Below are 16,220 nucleotides of genomic sequence, written 5' to 3' on the forward strand. Positions count from 1 at the left end.
CCCGCCCTCCCGCATTGGCCTCGGCCGCACGTTGCGGGGCACGCCCACCCACCCGCCCCTGCCCCCAGGGCACGTCGCAGGGTGGACCCGCCCACCCGCCCCGGCCTCGGCCGGACGTTGCGGGGCACGCCCGCCCACCCGCCCCTGCCTCCAGGGCACGTCGCGGGGTAGACCCGCTCACCTGCCCCGGCCTCGGCCGCACGTCGCGGGGTGCACCCGCCCACCCGCCCCTACTCCCGCCCCGCGTCGCGGGGTGAACGGGTGGGTGGGTGGGATGCATCCGTCGCGGAGCGGCGGGACTGTTTGAGTCCGCAGGGGGAGACGGGGGAGTCCCCCCACCCGCCCCCGGCCCGCAGGACGGAGCCGGTGAGGTCACTCGCCCGTTCCCTCCGCCGCGGAGCGGCGGGGCTGGGGGTGCTCAGGGGGGGGCGGCGCCCGTAACCCCCACCCGCACCCCCTCCCCGTACCCCCAGGCCCCCCGGGCCTACCGCATGCGAGGGAAGCGGGACAGCAGCGACCACAGGGCCGGGTTGTCCGCCAGGGTGTCGTGGAGGTCCGTGAGGTCGGCCACGACGTCGTGGAGGAAGTCGCGCGCCTCGCGCCGCAACTCCGTGTGGGAGAAGGACAGCGGCGCCTCCTCCGCGTCCATCCAGTCCGCCTCGATGTCCACCCAGCCGAAACGGCGGGCGAACAGCATGCGGTCGGTCGACTCCGTGAAGTCGAGCTCCGCGTACTGGGGACGGGACGCCCGGCTCCCGAGCGGGTCCTTGTCCAGCGTCTCCACGATGTCGCACAGCGCCCACGCGAAGTCCAGGACGGGAACCCATCCCCAGGCTGTGGACAGTTCCCGGTCCGCCTTCGTGTCCGCCAGGTACACGTCCCCGCAGAAGAGGTCGTGCCGCAGCGTGTGGACGTCCGCTCGGCTGTAGTCCAGCTGAGGGGGGTCAGGGAAGCGGGCGGAGAGCGCGTAGCCGATGTCGAGCACGGGGTCGATGGTGTCATGGTCCGGCGCACGCCTTCCCCGGTGCACGCCCTCCCCGGCGGAGAGCGAGAGGAGGGCGGGGCGGCGATGACCGGTACGGGGCGGGGCGGTCGGGACCCGGTGCGCCGGAGCGTCGCTGCGCCGGAGCCCCCACCCCTCAGGGCAAGAGCCGCTGCTCCTTCGCCACCGCCACCGCCCCCGCCCGCGTGTCCACGCCCAACTTGTCGTAGATCCGGCCCAGGTGCGTCTTCACCGTGGCCTCGCTGATGAACAGCGCACGGGCGATCTCACGGTTGCCGAGGCCCCGGGAGAGCTGGCCCAGGATGTCCCGTTCGCGGTCGGTGAGCGTGGGGTGCGGGGCCCGCATGCGGGCCATGACGCGGGAGGCCACCGGCGGCGAGAGCGTCGTGCGGCCCTGCGACGCCGCGTGGATCGCGGCGAAGAGTTCCTCGGGGCGCTCCGCCTTGAGGAGGTAGCCCGTCGCGCCCGCCTCGATCGCCCGGGTGATGTCCGCGTCCGTGTCGTAGGTGGTGAGGACCAGGACGTGCGGGGCGGGGGACGCCGCCGTGATGCGGCGGGTGGCCTCCACGCCGTCGATGCCCTCGCCCAGCTGGAGGTCCATCAGGACCACGTCCGGCGTCAGCTTCGCGGCAAGCGCGACCGCCTCCTCACCGGTACCGGCCTCGCCGACCACCTCGATGTCGGGGTCGGGCGCGCTGCCGAGCAGGGCGAGCAGACCCGCGCGGACGACCACGTGGTCGTCACAGACCAGCAGCCGCACCACACGATCGGAGCGGCGGGAGGGCGCGGCGTGGGCGTTCGTCACTGTGACTCCAGCGGGATCGATACGGAGAGGACCGCGCCTTCGCCCGGCGCCGACTCGATCGTCAGTGTGCCGCCGAGCTGCCCGGCCCGCGCCCGGATCGCGGGCAGACCGTGCCCCCGTACCTCCTGCTGCCCTCGTACCTCCTGCTGCCCTCGTACCTCCTCCTGCCCTCGTACCTCCTCCTGCCCTCGTACCTCCTCCTGCCCCCGTACGCCCTGCGGCGTGAAACCGCGGCCGTCGTCGGCGACGTCCAGGACCACCTGGTCGTCCAGGAGGGTCAGGGTCAGCGCGGCCGTGGTGGCGTGCGCGTGCTCCCGTACGTTGGCCAGCGCGCCCTGCGCGATGCGCAGCAGCGCCGAGCCGACCCGGTCGGGCAGCGGCACCACCGGGCCCTCCGCGTGGAAACGGACGGTGAGGCCCGCGCCCGACTCGCGCTCCGCGAGCGCCCGCAGCGCCTCGACGACACCGCCGCCGTCAGCGAGGTCGGCGGGGGCCAGGTCGTGCACGAAGCGGCGGGCCTCGGCGAGGCCGCGCTCGGTGATCGACTCGGCGGTACGGACGTGGGTACGGGCCTTCGCCGGGTCCGCGTCCCACAGCCGGTCGGCCGCCTGCAGCAGCATCTGCTGGCTGGACAGGCCCTGCGCGAGGGTGTCGTGGATCTCCATGGACAGCCGCTGGCGCTCGGCGAGCGTGCCCTCGCGCCGTTCGATGGCGGCCAGTTCGCGGCGGGTGCGGATCAGGTCGTCGATCAGTTCGCGCTGGCGGACCGCCTGGCGCTGCATGTGGAGGAAGACGGCCGTGGCGATCGCCGAGACGGCGGGCGGGCCGAGGATCAGATCCGGGTCGTAACGGCCCGCGAGCCGCAGCTGCGAGGCGACGACGCAGGCGGTCAGCACGGCCACCAGGGCGAGGGCCGCGCGCGGCGGCAACGTCCGGAGGCCGGTGTAGAAGAGCGGTACCGCGCACCACCCGAAACTCGGCGCGAGCACGACGAGGACCAGCCAGACCGCGACGACCAGGCCCAGCCAGGTGAGCCGGCGGGGCGTGGGGCGGGCGTCGAGCGCCGGGCGGGGAGCGCGGGGCCCGGCCCCCTTCCGCCGGTGGCCCCTGACCGCGGCTGCCAGGGGCGGCAGGGCGTAGAGGACGGCAAGGACGGCGACGAGCGCGACGATCCACGGGGCGCGTGCACCGCCGGGGTGACGCAGCAGGAAACGGGCCAGCGAGGTGGCGAGGAGCAGGTAGAACGTCGCGTGCATGACGGCCGCGAGCCAGCGGGCGTCGGGGTCCGGCGCGGGGAGGGCGAGGTCCGCCGTCCGGGCGTCTGCGAGCGGCATGCGGGCATCGGCGTACGGGGTCCGGGTGTCGCCGTACGACGTCCGGGGGGCCGGGTCCGGCGTGCGCTGTCCCACGGGCGCCTCCTCCTCGTACGGCCGTTTCTCGCCGGCGATCGCGCCGCCGCTGAACTGGGCAAACACCTTCATTGTGGCCCGTCGTGGCCACGAGGGGGTCAACCGATCGGTTGACCCCCGTGTCGACCGAGTCGCGCGCGGCAGCGAGCCGGTACGTCGAGGGGTACGGGGTGTCTGCGACCCCAGGCTTGAGGACAGAGGCGAACGGTTCCGGCCCGCCCCTTCTTCCGCGACCACGACCGCCCGCACCACGGCCACCGACCGCACGCCGGTCACCAGCCACACCACGGTCACTGGCCGCACCACGGTCACCGGCCGCACCACGGACACCACTGTCCCCACCCCCACCACCCTGGAGCCCCCGATGCAGAAGCTCTCCCGCCGCACCCGTGTCCTCACCGTCGCCGCGACCGCCGCCGTTCTCGGCGCCGGTACCTTCGGTGCCGTTTCCGCCACCGCCGGCACGCCCGACGCCGCGACCAAGGCCGCCGTCACCGCCGACGCGGGCAACAAGAACCTCACCCAGTCGACGCACCTCACCGTCGTCGCCGCCACCAAGGCCGCGCAGGCCACCCTCGACGCGGCGAAGAAGGAGAACCAGCGGGTCTCCGTCGCCGTCGTCGACCGCAACGGCAACACCGTCGTCACGCTGCGCGGGGACGGCGCGGGCCCGCAGTCGTACGAGTCCGCCGAGAAGAAGGCGTACACCGCCGTCTCCTGGAACGCGCCGACCTCCGAGCTCGCCGGGCGTCTGGAGAAGACGCCGAACCTGAAGGACATCCCCGGCACGCTGTTCCTCGCGGGCGGCGCACCGGTCACTGCCAAGGGCGCGCCCGTCGCGGGCATCGGCGTCGCGGGCGCCCCGAGCGGCGACCTCGACGAGAAGTTCGCGAAGGCGGGCGTGGCGGCGCTCGGCCGCTGAGTCACGGCCCGCGGGGCCGGGCCACGGGGCATCGTGAGTGCCTGGCGGCCGCCCCGGCCCCGCCCCCCGCGCCCGTCCGCGCGGGAAGCCCGTACGACGCCCCGTACGACACCCCGTACGACGAGGAGACCCCATGCCCCCCACCCCTACCCCTGACCCCTCCAACACCCCCACCCCCACCCCCGCCCCCTCCGCCGACCAGCGGTTGCTCGCCGCCGCGCGGGCCGGGGACGCCGGGGAGGTGGCCGCCGCCCTCGACGCGGGCGCGCGGGTCGAGGCCCGGGACACCGAACTGCGCTCACCCCTGCTGCTGGCCGCCGCAGGCGACCACGTGGAGGCGGCCCGGGTATTGGTGGCAGCCGGCGCGGACGTCAACGCGCAGGACCACAGGTCCGACAGCCCCTGGCTGGTCACCGGGGTGACGGGCAGCGTTGCCATGCTGCACATCCTGCTCCCCGCGGGGCCCGACACGACGCTGCGCAACCGTTTCGGCGGAGTCTCCGTGATCCCCGCGTCGGAACGCGGCCACGTCGCGTACGTACGAGAGGTCCTGCGCGCCACCGACACCGACGTCGACCACGTCAACGACCTCGGCTGGACCGCCCTGTTGGAGGCCGTGATCCTCGGCGACGGCGGCCGCGCGCACCAGGAGGTCGTCCGCGCACTCCTCGCCGCGGGCGCGACACCGGACCTGGCCGACCGCGACGGCGTCACCCCCCTCGCACACGCGGAACGCCGCGGCTTCACGGAGATCGCCCACCTTCTACGAGACACGGCGTGAGGCCCGCCCCACCGCGGCACAGGCGTGCGTCACCTAAGCCGACTCCCGCCCCCAGCCCGCCCGTTAGCCACAGCGCCCCAGCGCCGACTCCTCCGGGAACCCCCACCGGCCCGCACCCGCGTACGAGACGGAAGGGGACGTGGGGGTATGTGCGCACGGAGCACCGAGCACGCTGTAGCCCCGCCGTTCACGAGGCGTGGCGAACAGTGGATAGCGAGTACGCACATACCCCCGCGGCCCCGCACCCAAAAACGAACCGAAGGCGCAGACGCCACGCACCCGCCCCCCATACCAACCCGCCCCGAACATTTGCCGCATAAGATCATCGCGTGGACCTGCGATCTCCGGCCGCCCGAGCCGCCACCGTCACCTGCTCCCTCGCCCTGCTAGCGACCCTGGGAGCGTGCAGCGGCGCAGGCGTGGACGGCACCCCGGGCGCCGACGGCGTACGCGACCCGTACTTCCCCAAACTGGGCAACGGCGGCTACGACGTGACGCACTACGGCCTGACCCTCGGCTACGACCCCGACTCACGCCACCTCACCGGCACCGCCGACATCACCGCCCGCGCCACCAAGAACCTCAGCTCGTTCAACCTCGACCTCAAGGGCCTGGACGTCTCGGACATCACCGTCGAGGGCAAGGCGGCCCGCTTCCAGCGCGCAGGCCACGAGCTGCGGGTCCGCCCGGCCGACGAACTCGACCGGGGCGAGACGTTCCGCGCGACGGTCCGCTACGCCGGCACGCCGGAGACCATCACGGACGACGACGGCTCCAAGGAGGGCTGGCTCCCGACGGACGACGGCGCGCTCGCGCTGGGCGAGCCGACCGGCTCCATGGCGTGGTTCCCGGGCAACCACCACCCCGGCGACAAGGCTTCGTACGACATAGAGATCACCGTGCCGAAGGGCCTGAAGGCCGTGTCCAACGGCGAGTTGACCCGCGAGTCGACCAAGAACGGCCGCACCACCTTCGCCTGGCACAGCGCCGAACCGATGGCGAGCTATCTGGCGACCGTGGCCGTCGGCAAGTACGAGCTGAAAAGGTCGACGACCGACGACGGCATGCAGGTCATCACCGCCGTCGACCCCGCGCGGGCGAAGGCGAGCAAGAAGGTCCTCGACGAACTGCCCGACATCCTGGAGTGGTCGGAGTACAACTTCGGGCCCTACCCGTTCTCCTCGACCGGCGCGATCGTCGACCGCGCGGGCCACGTGGGATACGCCCTGGAGACGCAGACCCGGCCGACGTTCCCGGGCGACTTCAACACCGGACTGCTCGTCCACGAACTGGCCCACCAGTGGTTCGGCGACTCCGTCACGCCCAAGTCGTGGCGCGACATGTGGCTCAACGAGGGCTTCGCCACGTACGCGGAGTGGCTGTACGAGGAGGACAACGACGGCGACAGCGCGCAGGAGACCTTCGACGCGCTCTACGACGGCGAGTACTTCGAGGACGACGAGGACAACGAGGCACTCTGGGAGTTCCCGCCCGCGAAGCCGACCGACGCCGCGAGCATCTCGGACTCGCCCGTCTACGAGCGCGGCGGAATGGTCATCCACAAGATCCGCCAGGCGGTCGGGGACGACACGTTCTACGACATCGTGCAGGGCTGGGCGAAGACGTACCGGCACAAGAACGCGGACACCCGCGACTTCACCGAGTACGTCGAGGAACACGCGGGCGGCGACGAGGCGCGGGCGAAGGTCCGCAGGATCTGGGGCGACTGGCTGTACGGAGACGGAAAACCGGACCACCGCTGACGCCTTGGGCCCCGCCCCCCTCCTGGGGCCCCCACACCCCACGCACGTAACCCCGCACCTCACACACGTAACCCCCGCACCTCACGCGCCCCGCGCCACACCTCACGCGCCCGCGCAACCCTCACCCGCGCAACCCTCACCCGCCCGACGCCCCCGCCCGCTGCGTGCGCAGACTGCGCCACTCGCCGAACGCGGTCCAAGCGGCGCAGCCGAACGCGCCGGCGTAGACGGCGGCCCAGCCCATCGACCGCCCCTCCGCGTCGATCAGCCGGTCGGCGCCGAGGACTCCGAAGATGACCGCCGAGGTGAGGGCGCCGTACAGCTTCTGGCGGGTGATGCGCTGTTGCCTGCGCGGACCCTCCGAGAGACGCAGCGCGTAGATCTCGACGTCACCGAAGACCTCCTCGGCCCGCTCCTCTCCCGCGGCGGATCCCGTGGTGGGCCCCGCGGCGGATCCCGTGGCGGACCCCTCGACGGAGGCGAGATGCTGGCGCGCCTCACGCACATGACCGCGGGCCTCGGCGGCCTTCATGCCGTGCCGGCCGCGCAACAGGCCCTCCAGACGGGCCAACCACCGCTCGTCGTCGAGACCGCCGGTGGGGCCACCGTCGAGGCCGCCGCCGGGACGGCCCGCGCGGCGTACGGGAGCGAACCACCGGTCGATACGGGTGTCGGGGAGCAGAAAGGCGCCGACGGCCCAGCCGACGCCGGCCAGCATGAGGACCGGCGCGGGCACGCGGAACAACCGGTCCTCGGAGACCGTACTGGCCAGGGCGATCCCGCCGATCAGCGCGGCGGCCGCACCCGCAAGGAACCCCCACATGCCCCGGAAGAGCCCGGCGGAACGGGCGACGAAGGCGAGGCACCCCAGGCAGGCACCCACGGCGATCCCGGCGAACGCGGCGAGGGAGGACGGGTCGACCGTCACCCACAGGCCGTCCTGGATCCAGTACAGGCCGAAGACGGCGAACAGCAGGAACCCGAGCGTCCCGAACGAGGTGGCGACGCGCTCGCCGGGGCGCATGCCCCGGGTGTCGATGCTTGCCCGGTATCGCTCGCTGACGCGTTCGGCGGCGACGGTACGGGCGTACGCGGCGGGGTCGCCGAGCACCTCCGCCGCGGGCTGCCCCGCCTCGGCCACGAGTTGGTGGGCCTCGGCGAGTATGTCGTCGGCGAAGCCGGAGGGCGCGTCCTCGTCGAGGACCAGCCGCACCAGGACGGCGTCGGCCCACTCCTCGTCCTCCTCGCGCGCCCAACTGAGCTCAGGCGTACGTGTCCTGCTCATCGTCATCCCCCTTCGTCCTTCGTCGCCGTGGCCGGAAGGAGCGAGTCGACGGTCCGGGAGAAGTCCCCCCACGCGGCCTGGTCACGCCGCAACCTCGCTCGTCCCTCCGCGGTGATCCGGTAGTACTTGCGCCCGGGCCCGCCCTCTCCGGCCCCCCACTCGACCTCGACGGCGCCTTCTTCCTCAAGGCGCGTGAGGGCGGGGTAGAGGGTCGCGGCCTTGACCCCGTGAAGCCCGGCTTCCCCGAGCCGACTGAGCAGGGCGTACCCGTAACTCCGCGGTTCGGATTCGAGGATGCCGAGCAGACAGAGAGGCAGGACGGCACGGGTCCAGACAGCGGACGGCTCGGCCATGGATCCCCCTCACTCGTTGCTCGACTCTTCGCTCTGCCGTACTATTCAATTATCCAGAATAGTGGGGACTCTGTAAATCCGTTTCCCGACCGCCCTTCCTGCCGCAGCTCGAACCACACGTGCTTGCCCCCGCCCGCCCGCACCTGGCGCGGCGCCGGGGCGGTCCCCCACTCGTGCGCGAGGGCCTGTACGAGGAACAGTCCGCGCCCGTGCTCGCTGTCCCGCGAGACGTCGAGGGCGGCGAGGGGTTCGGCGCGGCAGTCGTCGTACACACAGACCCGAACCCCGCCGTCGGCCAGCACGCACGCCTCCATGCCGATGGTCGGCGAGACGGTGTGCGTGACGGCGTTGGTGACGACTTCGGAGACGAGGGTGCGGGCGGTGTCGGCGAGTTCGGAGCGGCCGTTGGCGGCGAGGAGGAGGGTGAGGGTGTCGCGGCAGATCTTGGGGGAGAGGGGGGTGTTGGGGGTGGTGAGGTGGTAGGTCTGCGGGCCGGGCGGAGGTTCGATCGGGCGGTTCATGGTGTCAACTCCCGTCGTACGTGCGTGGGTTGCCGTGGGACGCCGCCGTGGCTCGGTCGCCGGGGCGACTGCTCTGCGGGATCACTGGCGTGCCGCGGACTCCCTGCGAAGCTAGGGACAACCTTGTTACGGAGCAAGGTTGTCCCGCAGAGTTCACTCAAGTGAGTGGACCGGCCCAGCACCGCACGGCAGACTCGGGCCGCGAAGGGAAGATGACCCATGCCGCTGAGAGACAACCCCACTGCCCGTCAGGCCCGGTTGGGCGCGGAACTGCGCAAATTGCGAGAGCTTGCGGGCAGGACGGCACGTGAAGCCGCCGGCCTGCTCTCGACCGACCAGGCGAAGATCAGCCACATGGAGTCGGGCCGTATCGGGGTGAGCGAGGAGCGCATTCGGCGGCTCGCGATCTTCTACTCGTGCGACGACGCGGAGCTCGTCGAAGCGTTGTGCGCCATTGCGCGTGAGTCGCGGGGGCAGGGGTGGTGGGACGACTATCGCGGTGTGCTCGCTCCGGGGTTCCTGGACGTCGCCGAGTTGGAACACCACGCCGTCTACTTGCGTGCCCTCCAGCCCATGACGTTGCCCGGCCTCTTCCAGACGCCGGACTACGCGCGCACCATCTACGGTGGTCACATCCCGCCGCTCCCGGCGGAGGAGGTGGACGTCCGGGTGGAGTTCCGGCTGAAGCGCCGACGGATCTTCGAGCGAGAGACCGCGCCATCGTTCACGGTGGTCATCCACGAAGCGGCACTGCGCATGCGGGCCGGTGGGCGGAGGGTCGTACGGCAGCAGTTGGAGTACTTGCTGGGGGCCTCGGAGTGGCCCGCTGTCACGCTGCGGGTGATCCCGTTCGCCACCGAGAACTTTGTCGAGGCCACACAACCCGTCTTCTACGCGGGAGGGGTCGTCCCACAGCTCGACACGGTGCAGGTGGACACGGCTGTGGGGGGCGTCTTCCTCGGCGTCGGTGCTCAGCTCAAGCGGTACGGGACGCTGCTCGACATCGCTGAGGGCGCCTCCCTCGACGTTGACGAATCCCGACAGCTCATCCACCGCATCGCGAGAGAATTGTGAGAGTCCACGTCATGTCCGTTCAGTGGCAGAAGTCGTCCTTCTCTGGGGCCGGAGGAGAGAACTGCGTCGAACTCGCCCCGCAAGACCCCCGCATAACCCTCCGCGAAAGCGAAACCCCCGACGACACCCTCACCGTCACCCCCAAGGCCCTCGCCGCCCTGATACGGGGCCTGCGAGACCCCCGCCGGGCGCCCATGCCAGCTGCCGCAACGGCCCACCCCGCACCGGGAGATGAGGGACGGCTAAGGGTCGGGCCCTGAGGGGCTTCGGGGTTGAAGTCGGGGGTGGATAGGGGGAGTTACCGGATGTCGCGGGGGAGCCGCGACGCGACGCTTGAGACATGTCCCCACTCAAGCGCACACTCATCGTGCTCGGCTCGTTCGTCACCGTCGTGGCCCTGGCGTTCGGCGGCGGATTCCTGTGGCTGTGGAACGACGCCAAGGTGAGCACGGTCGGCAAGGAGCAGTTCGACAACGAGCTGTCGATACCCCCGCTCGCGAAGTCCCGCCTGGACAAGGACGGGACCCGTGTCTTCGACCTTCGTATGCAGGCGGGCGAGAAGGAGTTCGAGGACGGCCGCAAGACGTCCACGTGGGGATTCAACGGCGCCTACCTGGGGCCGACGCTGCGCGCGGACCGCGGCGACAAGGTCCGCGTGCGGATACGGAACGGCCTGGACGAGGCGTCGACAGTGCACTGGCACGGCATGCACCTGCCCGCGAAGATGGACGGCGGCCCGCACCAGATGGTGGAGCCGGGCGGCAAGTGGAATCCGCACTGGAAGGTGGATCAGCCCGCGTCGACGCTCTGGTACCACCCGCATCCGCACGGCGCGACGGAGAAGCACGTGCAGCGCGGCCTCGCGGGGATGTTCCTCGTCGACGACAAGCGGTCGGCGCGGCTCGCGCTGCCCAAGAAGTACGGGGTCGACGACCTGCCGGTGATCGTGCAGGACGTCCGGTTCGACGGCGCGAAGTTCGACCACGGGCACGACATGATGCGGCACGTCGGCTTCCTGGGCGACCGGACCATGGTCAACGGCACACTGCGCCCGTACCGGAAGGTCGGCGACGAGCTGGTCCGGCTGCGGCTGCTCAACGCCTCGACAGCCCGCACGTACGCCTTCGGCTTCCCGGACGACCGCTCCTTCTCGCTGGTCGGCACGGACGGCGGTCTGCTCGAGCGGCCGGCCCGCATGCAGCGAATACAACTGTCACCCGGCGAACGGGCCGAGATCGTCGTGCGCATGAAGCAGGGCGAGAGGACCGTCCTGCGCAGCTTCCCGCAGGACAACTACGGGGGTGCGTGGCAGACGCGGTTCAGCGGGGGCGACGACTCCTTCGACGTCCTGGAGCTGCGGGCCGCGAAGCGACTGCGCGCCTCCGGCGACCTTCCGCGACGGCTGGGCGAACCGGAGGTGCCCGACGGCAAGAGTCCGGCGCGCGGGCGGTTCTTCGACCTGAAGGAGTCCGGGATCAACGGGCGCGCGATGAAGATGGGCCGGATAGACGAGACGGTGACGCGGGGCACCACCGAGACGTGGACCGTCCGGAACGACAACGGCGTGCCGCACAACTTCCACGTGCACGACGTCCAGTTCCGGGTGCTGGCGGTGAACGGCGAGGCGCCACCGCCGGAGCTGCGCGGCGCCAAGGACACCGTGTTCGTGCCGAACGGCACGACGATGAAGCTGGCAATGCGGTTCGAGGGGCCGGCCGACCCGGACACCCCGTACATGTACCACTGCCATCTGCTGGCCCACGAAGACGGCGGAATGATGGGGCAGTTCGTCGTCGTGGAGAAGGGACAGCGGGCAGGCACGCCGTCGGGCGCACCGTCACGGGGACACGACCACCACTGACCAGCCACGCGCGGGAGCCCACGCGCGGGACCGAGGGCCGGCGCCCACGCGCGGGAGTCCACGTGCAGGAGCCGGGCGAAGGCCGGAAGGCCCCGGCAGCGGTTGCTGTCGGGGCCCTCCGGGCGATCACGCGATCACGCGGTCACGTCGTCTCAGACGTTGACGCCGAAGTCCTGCGCGATGCCGACCAGGCCCGAGGCGTAGCCCTGGCCCACGGCGCGGAACTTCCACTCCGCGCCGTTGCGGTACAGCTCGCCGAAGACCATGGCGGTCTCCGTCGCGGCGTCCTCGGAGAGGTCGTAGCGCGCGATCTCCGTGCCGCCGGCCTGGTTGAGGATGCGGATGAAGGCGTTCCGCACCTGGCCGAAGTTCTGCGAGCGGTTCTCGGCGTCGTAGATCGAGACCGGGAAGACGATCTTCTCGATGTCGGCGGGCAGGCCTTCGAGGTTGACGTTGATCTGCTCGTCGTCGCCCTCGCCCTGGCCCGTGACGTTGTCACCGGTGTGGACGATGGTCTGGTCCGGCGTCGCCTTGTTGTTGAAGAAGACGAAGTGCTGGTCCGAGAAGACCTTGCCCTGGGTGTTCACCGCGATCGCGGAGGCGTCCAGGTCGAAGTCGGTGCCAGTGGTGGTGCGGACGTCCCAGCCGAGCCCCACGGTGACGGCGGTCAGGCCCGGAGCCTCCTTGGTGAGCGAGACGTTGCCACCCTTGGACAGGCTTACTGCCATTGTTGGGAGTCCCTTCCCTCGTTTACGACGCTCCGCCCTGCGCGGGCGGTGCGTACGGGCTTCGTACTGGGGACGAAGCTACCTTCACTCCTACCAACGCCGACCGGGGTCCCCAAGGTTCCACTCGGCTTTACTTTCTTTACCCGGGTCTTTTGTGCGGGTCTTTGCCCGTGTCTTTGCCCGGGCCCGTGAAAAGGGCGTGACGTGAGCCCGACAGACGCGCGACCATGGGGGGCATGTCCGGTCCCCATGTCATCCGCGGTTCGGTCTCCCTGCCGGAGGCCGAGCTCATGTGGCGTTTCTCGCGATCCTCCGGGCCGGGCGGGCAGCACGTCAACACCAGTGACTCCCAGGTCGAGCTCCGGTTCGACCTCGCGAACACCGACGCGCTCCCCGAGGTGTGGAAGCGGCGCGCGCTGGAGCGGCTTGCCCCGCGGCTCGTCGACGGCGTGGTCAGCGTACGGGCGAGCGAGCACCGTTCGCAGTGGCGGAACAGGGAGATGGCCGCCACCCGGCTCGCCTCCCTGCTCGCCGAGGCCACCGCCCCGCCGCCCAAGCCGCGCCGCGCCACGAGGATTCCTCGCGGCATCAACGAACGGCGCCTGCGGAACAAGAAGGCGCGCAGCGAGACCAAGCGGGGGCGCTCCGGACAGGGTTGGGGCTAGCCCCGTCCGGCGTCAGGCCCGCCCCGGGGCGCGGGGAACTCCGCGCTCAGCGCGCGACAAGCCGCAGCCGCGTCTGCCGGGATCCCCGCAGTCGCGGCTGCGGCTTTTCCGTGGTTGCTCGCGCAGTTCCCCGCGCCCCTGACGGGGCGCTGTCGCCCCCGCCCCTGACGGGCCTAGCCCAGCTGGCGGTACTTGCCGCGGAAGTACGTCAGGGGGCCACCGTCACCGCTGGGAAGCGACGCGGTCAGCACGCGGCCGATCACCAGTGTGTGGTCGCCCGCCGTCACCGTCTGCTCCGTGCGGCACTCCAGCGTCGACAGCGCGCCGCCGACCAGCGGGGCGCCTGACGCCGCCCCCCGTACGTACGGGATGTCCTCGAAGAGGAGACGGTCGCTGATGCGGCCCTTCATCGCGAAGCGGCCCGCGATGTGCCGCTGGCTCTCGGCGAGCACCGACACCGCCCACAGCGGCTGCTCGGCGAGCAGGTCGTCCATGCGGGAGCCCTCGCGCAGGCTCACCATGACCAGCGGCGGGTCGAGGGAGACGGAGAGGAAGGCCGTGGCCGTCATGCCCACGTCCTCGCCCGCGGGCGCGCCCGGGTCGTCCGGGTCCAGGCCGGGCTCGCGCGCCGTCACCAGGACCACGCCCGCCGCCAGCCGGGACATCGCCGCGCGGAACTCGTCGTTGCTCACCCCATCAGCATGCCCGTGCGGCGCAGGATGACGAGGGGAATGCGGGGCCGGGAGAGTCTTCAGTACGTGAGCCACACCGTCGAAGCTAGCCCGTGCGCCCCCGCCGAAACATCGGCCGCTGGGCCCAGAACGGTCCTAGGTCCCGGGGCCGAGGCGCGGGGCCGGGGCGGCCGTCACGCAGCGTGTGGCACTCAGTGCCGTGCGGAGCCGTTTCGCCGGAGGACTAGTCCAAGGGACTGGACCAACGGCGGTGCCCCATCTGTGACTTGAGTCACAGGACCCATATTTTGTTGACCCTGTGTACCGAGTGAGCAGCTCGCTGTGATTCAGTGACGGTGGCAATAAGACACTGAGGGCACCAAAGGCACAAGAGGGCACGGAAGAGCCACTGCCACGAAGAGCACGAAGAGCACGGGCGAAAGATCACTGCGGACGCTGCGCATCCTGGAGTTGCTGTCGAGGTCTCGGGGAGAACGAGCATGGAGACCGAGTCGGAGCCGTACGTCCGTCTTGCGACCCTGCGGCAGCTGCACCAGGTGGTAGCGGAGCTGAACACGGCCCGGAGCCTGGCGGACACGCTGCAGACCGTCGCCGACGGCGTCGTCAACGGCCTTGGCTATGAGCTGGCGTGTGTCAATCTCGTGCGCCCGGACGGCGACCTCGTCGTCGCCGCCTTCGCCGGCAACTCCTCCGCCGAGGCGCTCATCACCGGCCGCGTCGGCTCCCGGGACGCCTGGGAGCGCCGGCTCGCGATGGGCGAGGCGTGGGGCGCGCTGCGCTTCATCTCGTACACCGAGGGCTGGGTCCTCGACGACGATGACGTTCCGCAGTGGTACACCGAGGGCCCCGAGCCCCGCTTCGAGGACGAGTGGCACCCCTCCGACCGCCTCTTCGCCCCCATGTACGCGACCGGCGCGGCCGGCGGCGAACTGCTCGGCGTGATCTCCGTGGACCGGCCCCGCAACGGCCGCAGGCCCGGCGCCTGGGGCCGCGAGGCCCTGCAGATGTACGCCTTCCAGGCCGCCATCGCCATCAGCAACGCCCGCCTGCGCGCCAACATGCAGCGCGCCCTGGTCCGTCTGGAGCGCGAGCAGCAGGCACTGCGGGCCAGCGAGGAGTCGTTCCGGCAGGCCTTCGAGTACGCGCCCTCCGGCATGGCCATCGCCGAGATGGGCGGCGACCAGCACGGGCGGATCCTGCGCACCAACGACGCGCTCTGCCGGCTGCTCGGCAGGCCCGCCTCCGCGATGCGGCGCTACTCCTTCTCCGACCTCGTCCACCCCGAGGACATCGGCACCCTGCTGCGCACCTCCGCCGAGGGCGGCCGCGCCGAGCTGCGGCTCGCGCGCCGCGACGGGACGTACGTGTGGGTGTCGCTGCGCAACTCCGTCGTCGCCGACGCCGCCGACGGGCCGCGCTTCCTGCTCACCCACGTCGAGGACATCGAGGAGCGCAAGCGGCGCGAACTCCAGCTCGCCCACCGCGCCTCGCACGACTCGCTCACCGGCCTGCCCAACTCCGCCGAGCTGCGCGCCCGGCTCAGCGCCCGCCTCTGCCGCAGGCCGCACGCCGGCCAGCCCAGCGCCGTCGACTCCCTCGACGCCGCCTACGAACACGGCTTCGACTTCGGGCCCGCCGCGCACCGGGCGGACGACGGCTTCGACCACCACGTCCACACGGTCGCCCCCGAGGGCGGGGAGAACGACGTGGACGACGGCACCAAGGGTCTCGCTGTCCTCTTCTGCGACCTCGACGGCTTCAAGTCGATCAACGACAGGTTCGGGCACCACACCGGCGACGCCGTCCTCATCGAGGTCGCCCGCCGCCTCACCCACGGGGTGCGGGACGGGGACACCGTGGCGCGGCTCGGCGGCGACGAGTTCGTGGTGCTCGCCGACGGGCTCGGCCGCGCCGACGCCCAGGACCTCGCGGTCCGGCTGCGGAACGCGATCATCCCGCCGATCCGCGTCGACGGCAGGGCGGTCCGGGTGGGGGCGAGTTTCGGCATCGGCTGGGCGCACTGCGGGATGTCGGCGGACGAAGTGTTGCACTCCGCCGACCAGCGGATGTACGTGGAGAAACGGTCACGTGCCAAGCAGCACCGCAGGGCCGGATAGGGTCTTTCGTTTGGGTCGGGCCGGATCAGGGAGCGGGGTCTGGTGCGTGCGATCGCAAGGCGGAGGAGGGAGGCATGGCGGAGCCATGGCGACCGACGACAACGCCGCGAGCGTGCGTGCCAGTCCCCGCGAGCCCGGCCTGACCCAAACGAAAGACCCTGGCCGTCCGGATGAGGTCAACGCCACCCCTTGGGCTCACTCGGACCGGGTAGGCTCCCGGGCGTCAGCGATATGAGGGAGT

At 71.6% G+C, this 16,220-nt stretch carries 16 protein-coding genes; 8 read left to right on the top strand and 8 right to left on the bottom strand.

Features of this window, described 5'->3' with window-relative positions; all coding sequences use genetic code 11:
- Nucleotides 1-484: 484 nt before the first annotated feature.
- From ACFYO9_RS36385 to ACFYO9_RS36395, 3 genes are all read right to left on the bottom strand, one after another.
- Nucleotides 485-985 (bottom strand): hypothetical protein, encoded by a 501-nt coding sequence (locus ACFYO9_RS36385; RefSeq protein WP_358778904.1) that lies wholly within the window; start codon nucleotides 983-985, stop codon nucleotides 485-487.
- Nucleotides 986-1,139: 154 nt separating this feature from the next.
- Entirely contained in the window at nucleotides 1,140-1,808 is a 669-nt protein-coding gene (locus tag ACFYO9_RS36390; RefSeq protein WP_355819145.1) for a response regulator transcription factor, read from the bottom strand.
- Nucleotides 1,805-3,142, bottom strand: coding sequence for a sensor histidine kinase (locus tag ACFYO9_RS36395; protein ID WP_358778907.1), 1,338 nt, complete (start codon nucleotides 3,140-3,142; stop codon nucleotides 1,805-1,807). The genes ACFYO9_RS36390 and ACFYO9_RS36395 overlap by 4 nt, the downstream gene beginning before the upstream one ends.
- A gap of 439 nt (nucleotides 3,143-3,581) precedes the next feature.
- Here ACFYO9_RS36395 and ACFYO9_RS36400 point away from each other — a divergent pair, with 439 nt between their 5' ends.
- From ACFYO9_RS36400 to ACFYO9_RS36410, 3 genes are all read left to right on the top strand, one after another.
- A complete protein-coding gene (locus ACFYO9_RS36400; RefSeq protein WP_358778903.1) occupies nucleotides 3,582-4,139 on the top strand; it encodes a heme-binding protein in 558 nt (185 codons plus the stop codon).
- A gap of 133 nt (nucleotides 4,140-4,272) precedes the next feature.
- On the top strand, nucleotides 4,273-4,920 hold the full coding sequence (locus tag ACFYO9_RS36405; RefSeq protein ID WP_355819140.1) for an ankyrin repeat domain-containing protein: 648 nt from the start codon (nucleotides 4,273-4,275) through the stop codon (nucleotides 4,918-4,920).
- A gap of 335 nt (nucleotides 4,921-5,255) precedes the next feature.
- Nucleotides 5,256-6,683 carry a M1 family metallopeptidase gene (locus tag ACFYO9_RS36410; protein ID WP_388667071.1) on the top strand — a complete coding sequence of 476 codons (1,428 nt, stop codon included), beginning with the start codon at nucleotides 5,256-5,258 and terminating at the stop codon, nucleotides 6,681-6,683.
- 136 nt (nucleotides 6,684-6,819) lie between these two features.
- Here the strand turns inward: ACFYO9_RS36410 and ACFYO9_RS36415 are convergent, their stop codons facing one another.
- The 3 genes from ACFYO9_RS36415 to ACFYO9_RS36425 are packed head-to-tail and all read right to left on the bottom strand — an operon-like array spanning nucleotide 6,820 to nucleotide 8,842.
- On the bottom strand, nucleotides 6,820-7,968 hold the full coding sequence (locus tag ACFYO9_RS36415) for a hypothetical protein (protein WP_358778902.1): 1,149 nt from the start codon (nucleotides 7,966-7,968) through the stop codon (nucleotides 6,820-6,822).
- 2 nt (nucleotides 7,969-7,970) lie between these two features.
- On the bottom strand, nucleotides 7,971-8,321 hold the full coding sequence (locus ACFYO9_RS36420; RefSeq protein WP_355819135.1) for a PadR family transcriptional regulator: 351 nt from the start codon (nucleotides 8,319-8,321) through the stop codon (nucleotides 7,971-7,973).
- Between the two features lie 41 nt (nucleotides 8,322-8,362).
- Nucleotides 8,363-8,842 (bottom strand): ATP-binding protein, encoded by a 480-nt coding sequence (locus ACFYO9_RS36425; RefSeq protein ID WP_355819132.1) that lies wholly within the window; start codon nucleotides 8,840-8,842, stop codon nucleotides 8,363-8,365.
- Between the two features lie 219 nt (nucleotides 8,843-9,061).
- Here ACFYO9_RS36425 and ACFYO9_RS36430 point away from each other — a divergent pair, with 219 nt between their 5' ends.
- The 3 genes from ACFYO9_RS36430 to ACFYO9_RS36440 all read left to right on the top strand — a co-directional run bounded on the left by ACFYO9_RS36430 (nucleotide 9,062) and on the right by ACFYO9_RS36440 (nucleotide 11,777).
- Entirely contained in the window at nucleotides 9,062-9,916 is an 855-nt protein-coding gene (locus ACFYO9_RS36430; RefSeq protein WP_355819129.1) for a helix-turn-helix transcriptional regulator, read from the top strand.
- An 11-nt stretch (nucleotides 9,917-9,927) separates the two neighbouring features.
- Nucleotides 9,928-10,176, top strand: coding sequence for a DUF397 domain-containing protein (locus tag ACFYO9_RS36435; RefSeq protein WP_355819127.1), 249 nt, complete (start codon nucleotides 9,928-9,930; stop codon nucleotides 10,174-10,176).
- 80 nt (nucleotides 10,177-10,256) lie between these two features.
- The gene (locus ACFYO9_RS36440) at nucleotides 10,257-11,777 is read left to right on the top strand and encodes a multicopper oxidase domain-containing protein (protein ID WP_355819124.1); all 1,521 of its coding nucleotides are present in this window, start codon (nucleotides 10,257-10,259) and stop codon (nucleotides 11,775-11,777) included.
- Between the two features lie 152 nt (nucleotides 11,778-11,929).
- Here the strand turns inward: ACFYO9_RS36440 and ACFYO9_RS36445 are convergent, their stop codons facing one another.
- A complete protein-coding gene (locus ACFYO9_RS36445) occupies nucleotides 11,930-12,505 on the bottom strand; it encodes a TerD family protein (protein ID WP_355819122.1) in 576 nt (191 codons plus the stop codon).
- 227 nt (nucleotides 12,506-12,732) lie between these two features.
- Here ACFYO9_RS36445 and arfB point away from each other — a divergent pair, with 227 nt between their 5' ends.
- Nucleotides 12,733-13,170 carry an alternative ribosome rescue aminoacyl-tRNA hydrolase ArfB gene (gene arfB, locus ACFYO9_RS36450; RefSeq protein ID WP_355819119.1) on the top strand — a complete coding sequence of 146 codons (438 nt, stop codon included), beginning with the start codon at nucleotides 12,733-12,735 and terminating at the stop codon, nucleotides 13,168-13,170.
- Between the two features lie 173 nt (nucleotides 13,171-13,343).
- Here arfB and ACFYO9_RS36455 read toward each other — a convergent pair whose 3' ends face one another.
- Nucleotides 13,344-13,835 (bottom strand): flavin reductase family protein, encoded by a 492-nt coding sequence (locus ACFYO9_RS36455; protein WP_388667074.1) that lies wholly within the window; start codon nucleotides 13,833-13,835, stop codon nucleotides 13,344-13,346.
- A gap of 506 nt (nucleotides 13,836-14,341) precedes the next feature.
- Here ACFYO9_RS36455 and cdgB point away from each other — a divergent pair.
- A complete protein-coding gene (gene cdgB / locus ACFYO9_RS36460; protein ID WP_358712253.1) occupies nucleotides 14,342-15,979 on the top strand; it encodes a diguanylate cyclase CdgB in 1,638 nt (545 codons plus the stop codon).
- Nucleotides 15,980-16,220 lie beyond the last annotated feature (241 nt).

This window comes from Streptomyces sp. NPDC005863 (assembly GCF_042871345.1).
Lineage (GTDB): Bacteria > Actinomycetota > Actinomycetes > Streptomycetales > Streptomycetaceae > Streptomyces.

What these genes read in the sequence shown, in the direction of transcription:
- ACFYO9_RS36440 (WP_355819124.1), top strand. Translation starts at nt 10,257, where the DNA reads ATGTCCCCACTCAAGCGCACACTCATCGTGCTCGGCTCGTTCGTCACC.
- cdgB (WP_358712253.1), top strand. Translation starts at nt 14,342, where the DNA reads ATGGAGACCGAGTCGGAGCCGTACGTCCGTCTTGCGACCCTGCGGCAG.
- ACFYO9_RS36395 (WP_358778907.1), bottom strand. Translation starts at nt 3,142, where the DNA reads ATGCCGCTCGCAGACGCCCGGACGGCGGACCTCGCCCTCCCCGCGCCG.
- ACFYO9_RS36445 (WP_355819122.1), bottom strand. Translation starts at nt 12,505, where the DNA reads ATGGCAGTAAGCCTGTCCAAGGGTGGCAACGTCTCGCTCACCAAGGAG.
- ACFYO9_RS36425 (WP_355819132.1), bottom strand. Translation starts at nt 8,842, where the DNA reads ATGAACCGCCCGATCGAACCTCCGCCCGGCCCGCAGACCTACCACCTC.
- ACFYO9_RS36400 (WP_358778903.1), top strand. Translation starts at nt 3,582, where the DNA reads ATGCAGAAGCTCTCCCGCCGCACCCGTGTCCTCACCGTCGCCGCGACC.
- ACFYO9_RS36430 (WP_355819129.1), top strand. Translation starts at nt 9,062, where the DNA reads ATGCCGCTGAGAGACAACCCCACTGCCCGTCAGGCCCGGTTGGGCGCG.
- ACFYO9_RS36455 (WP_388667074.1), bottom strand. Translation starts at nt 13,835, where the DNA reads ATGTCCCGGCTGGCGGCGGGCGTGGTCCTGGTGACGGCGCGCGAGCCC.
- arfB (WP_355819119.1), top strand. Translation starts at nt 12,733, where the DNA reads ATGGGGGGCATGTCCGGTCCCCATGTCATCCGCGGTTCGGTCTCCCTG.
- ACFYO9_RS36435 (WP_355819127.1), top strand. Translation starts at nt 9,928, where the DNA reads ATGTCCGTTCAGTGGCAGAAGTCGTCCTTCTCTGGGGCCGGAGGAGAG.
- ACFYO9_RS36420 (WP_355819135.1), bottom strand. Translation starts at nt 8,321, where the DNA reads ATGGCCGAGCCGTCCGCTGTCTGGACCCGTGCCGTCCTGCCTCTCTGT.
- ACFYO9_RS36415 (WP_358778902.1), bottom strand. Translation starts at nt 7,968, where the DNA reads ATGAGCAGGACACGTACGCCTGAGCTCAGTTGGGCGCGCGAGGAGGAC.
- ACFYO9_RS36405 (WP_355819140.1), top strand. Translation starts at nt 4,273, where the DNA reads ATGCCCCCCACCCCTACCCCTGACCCCTCCAACACCCCCACCCCCACC.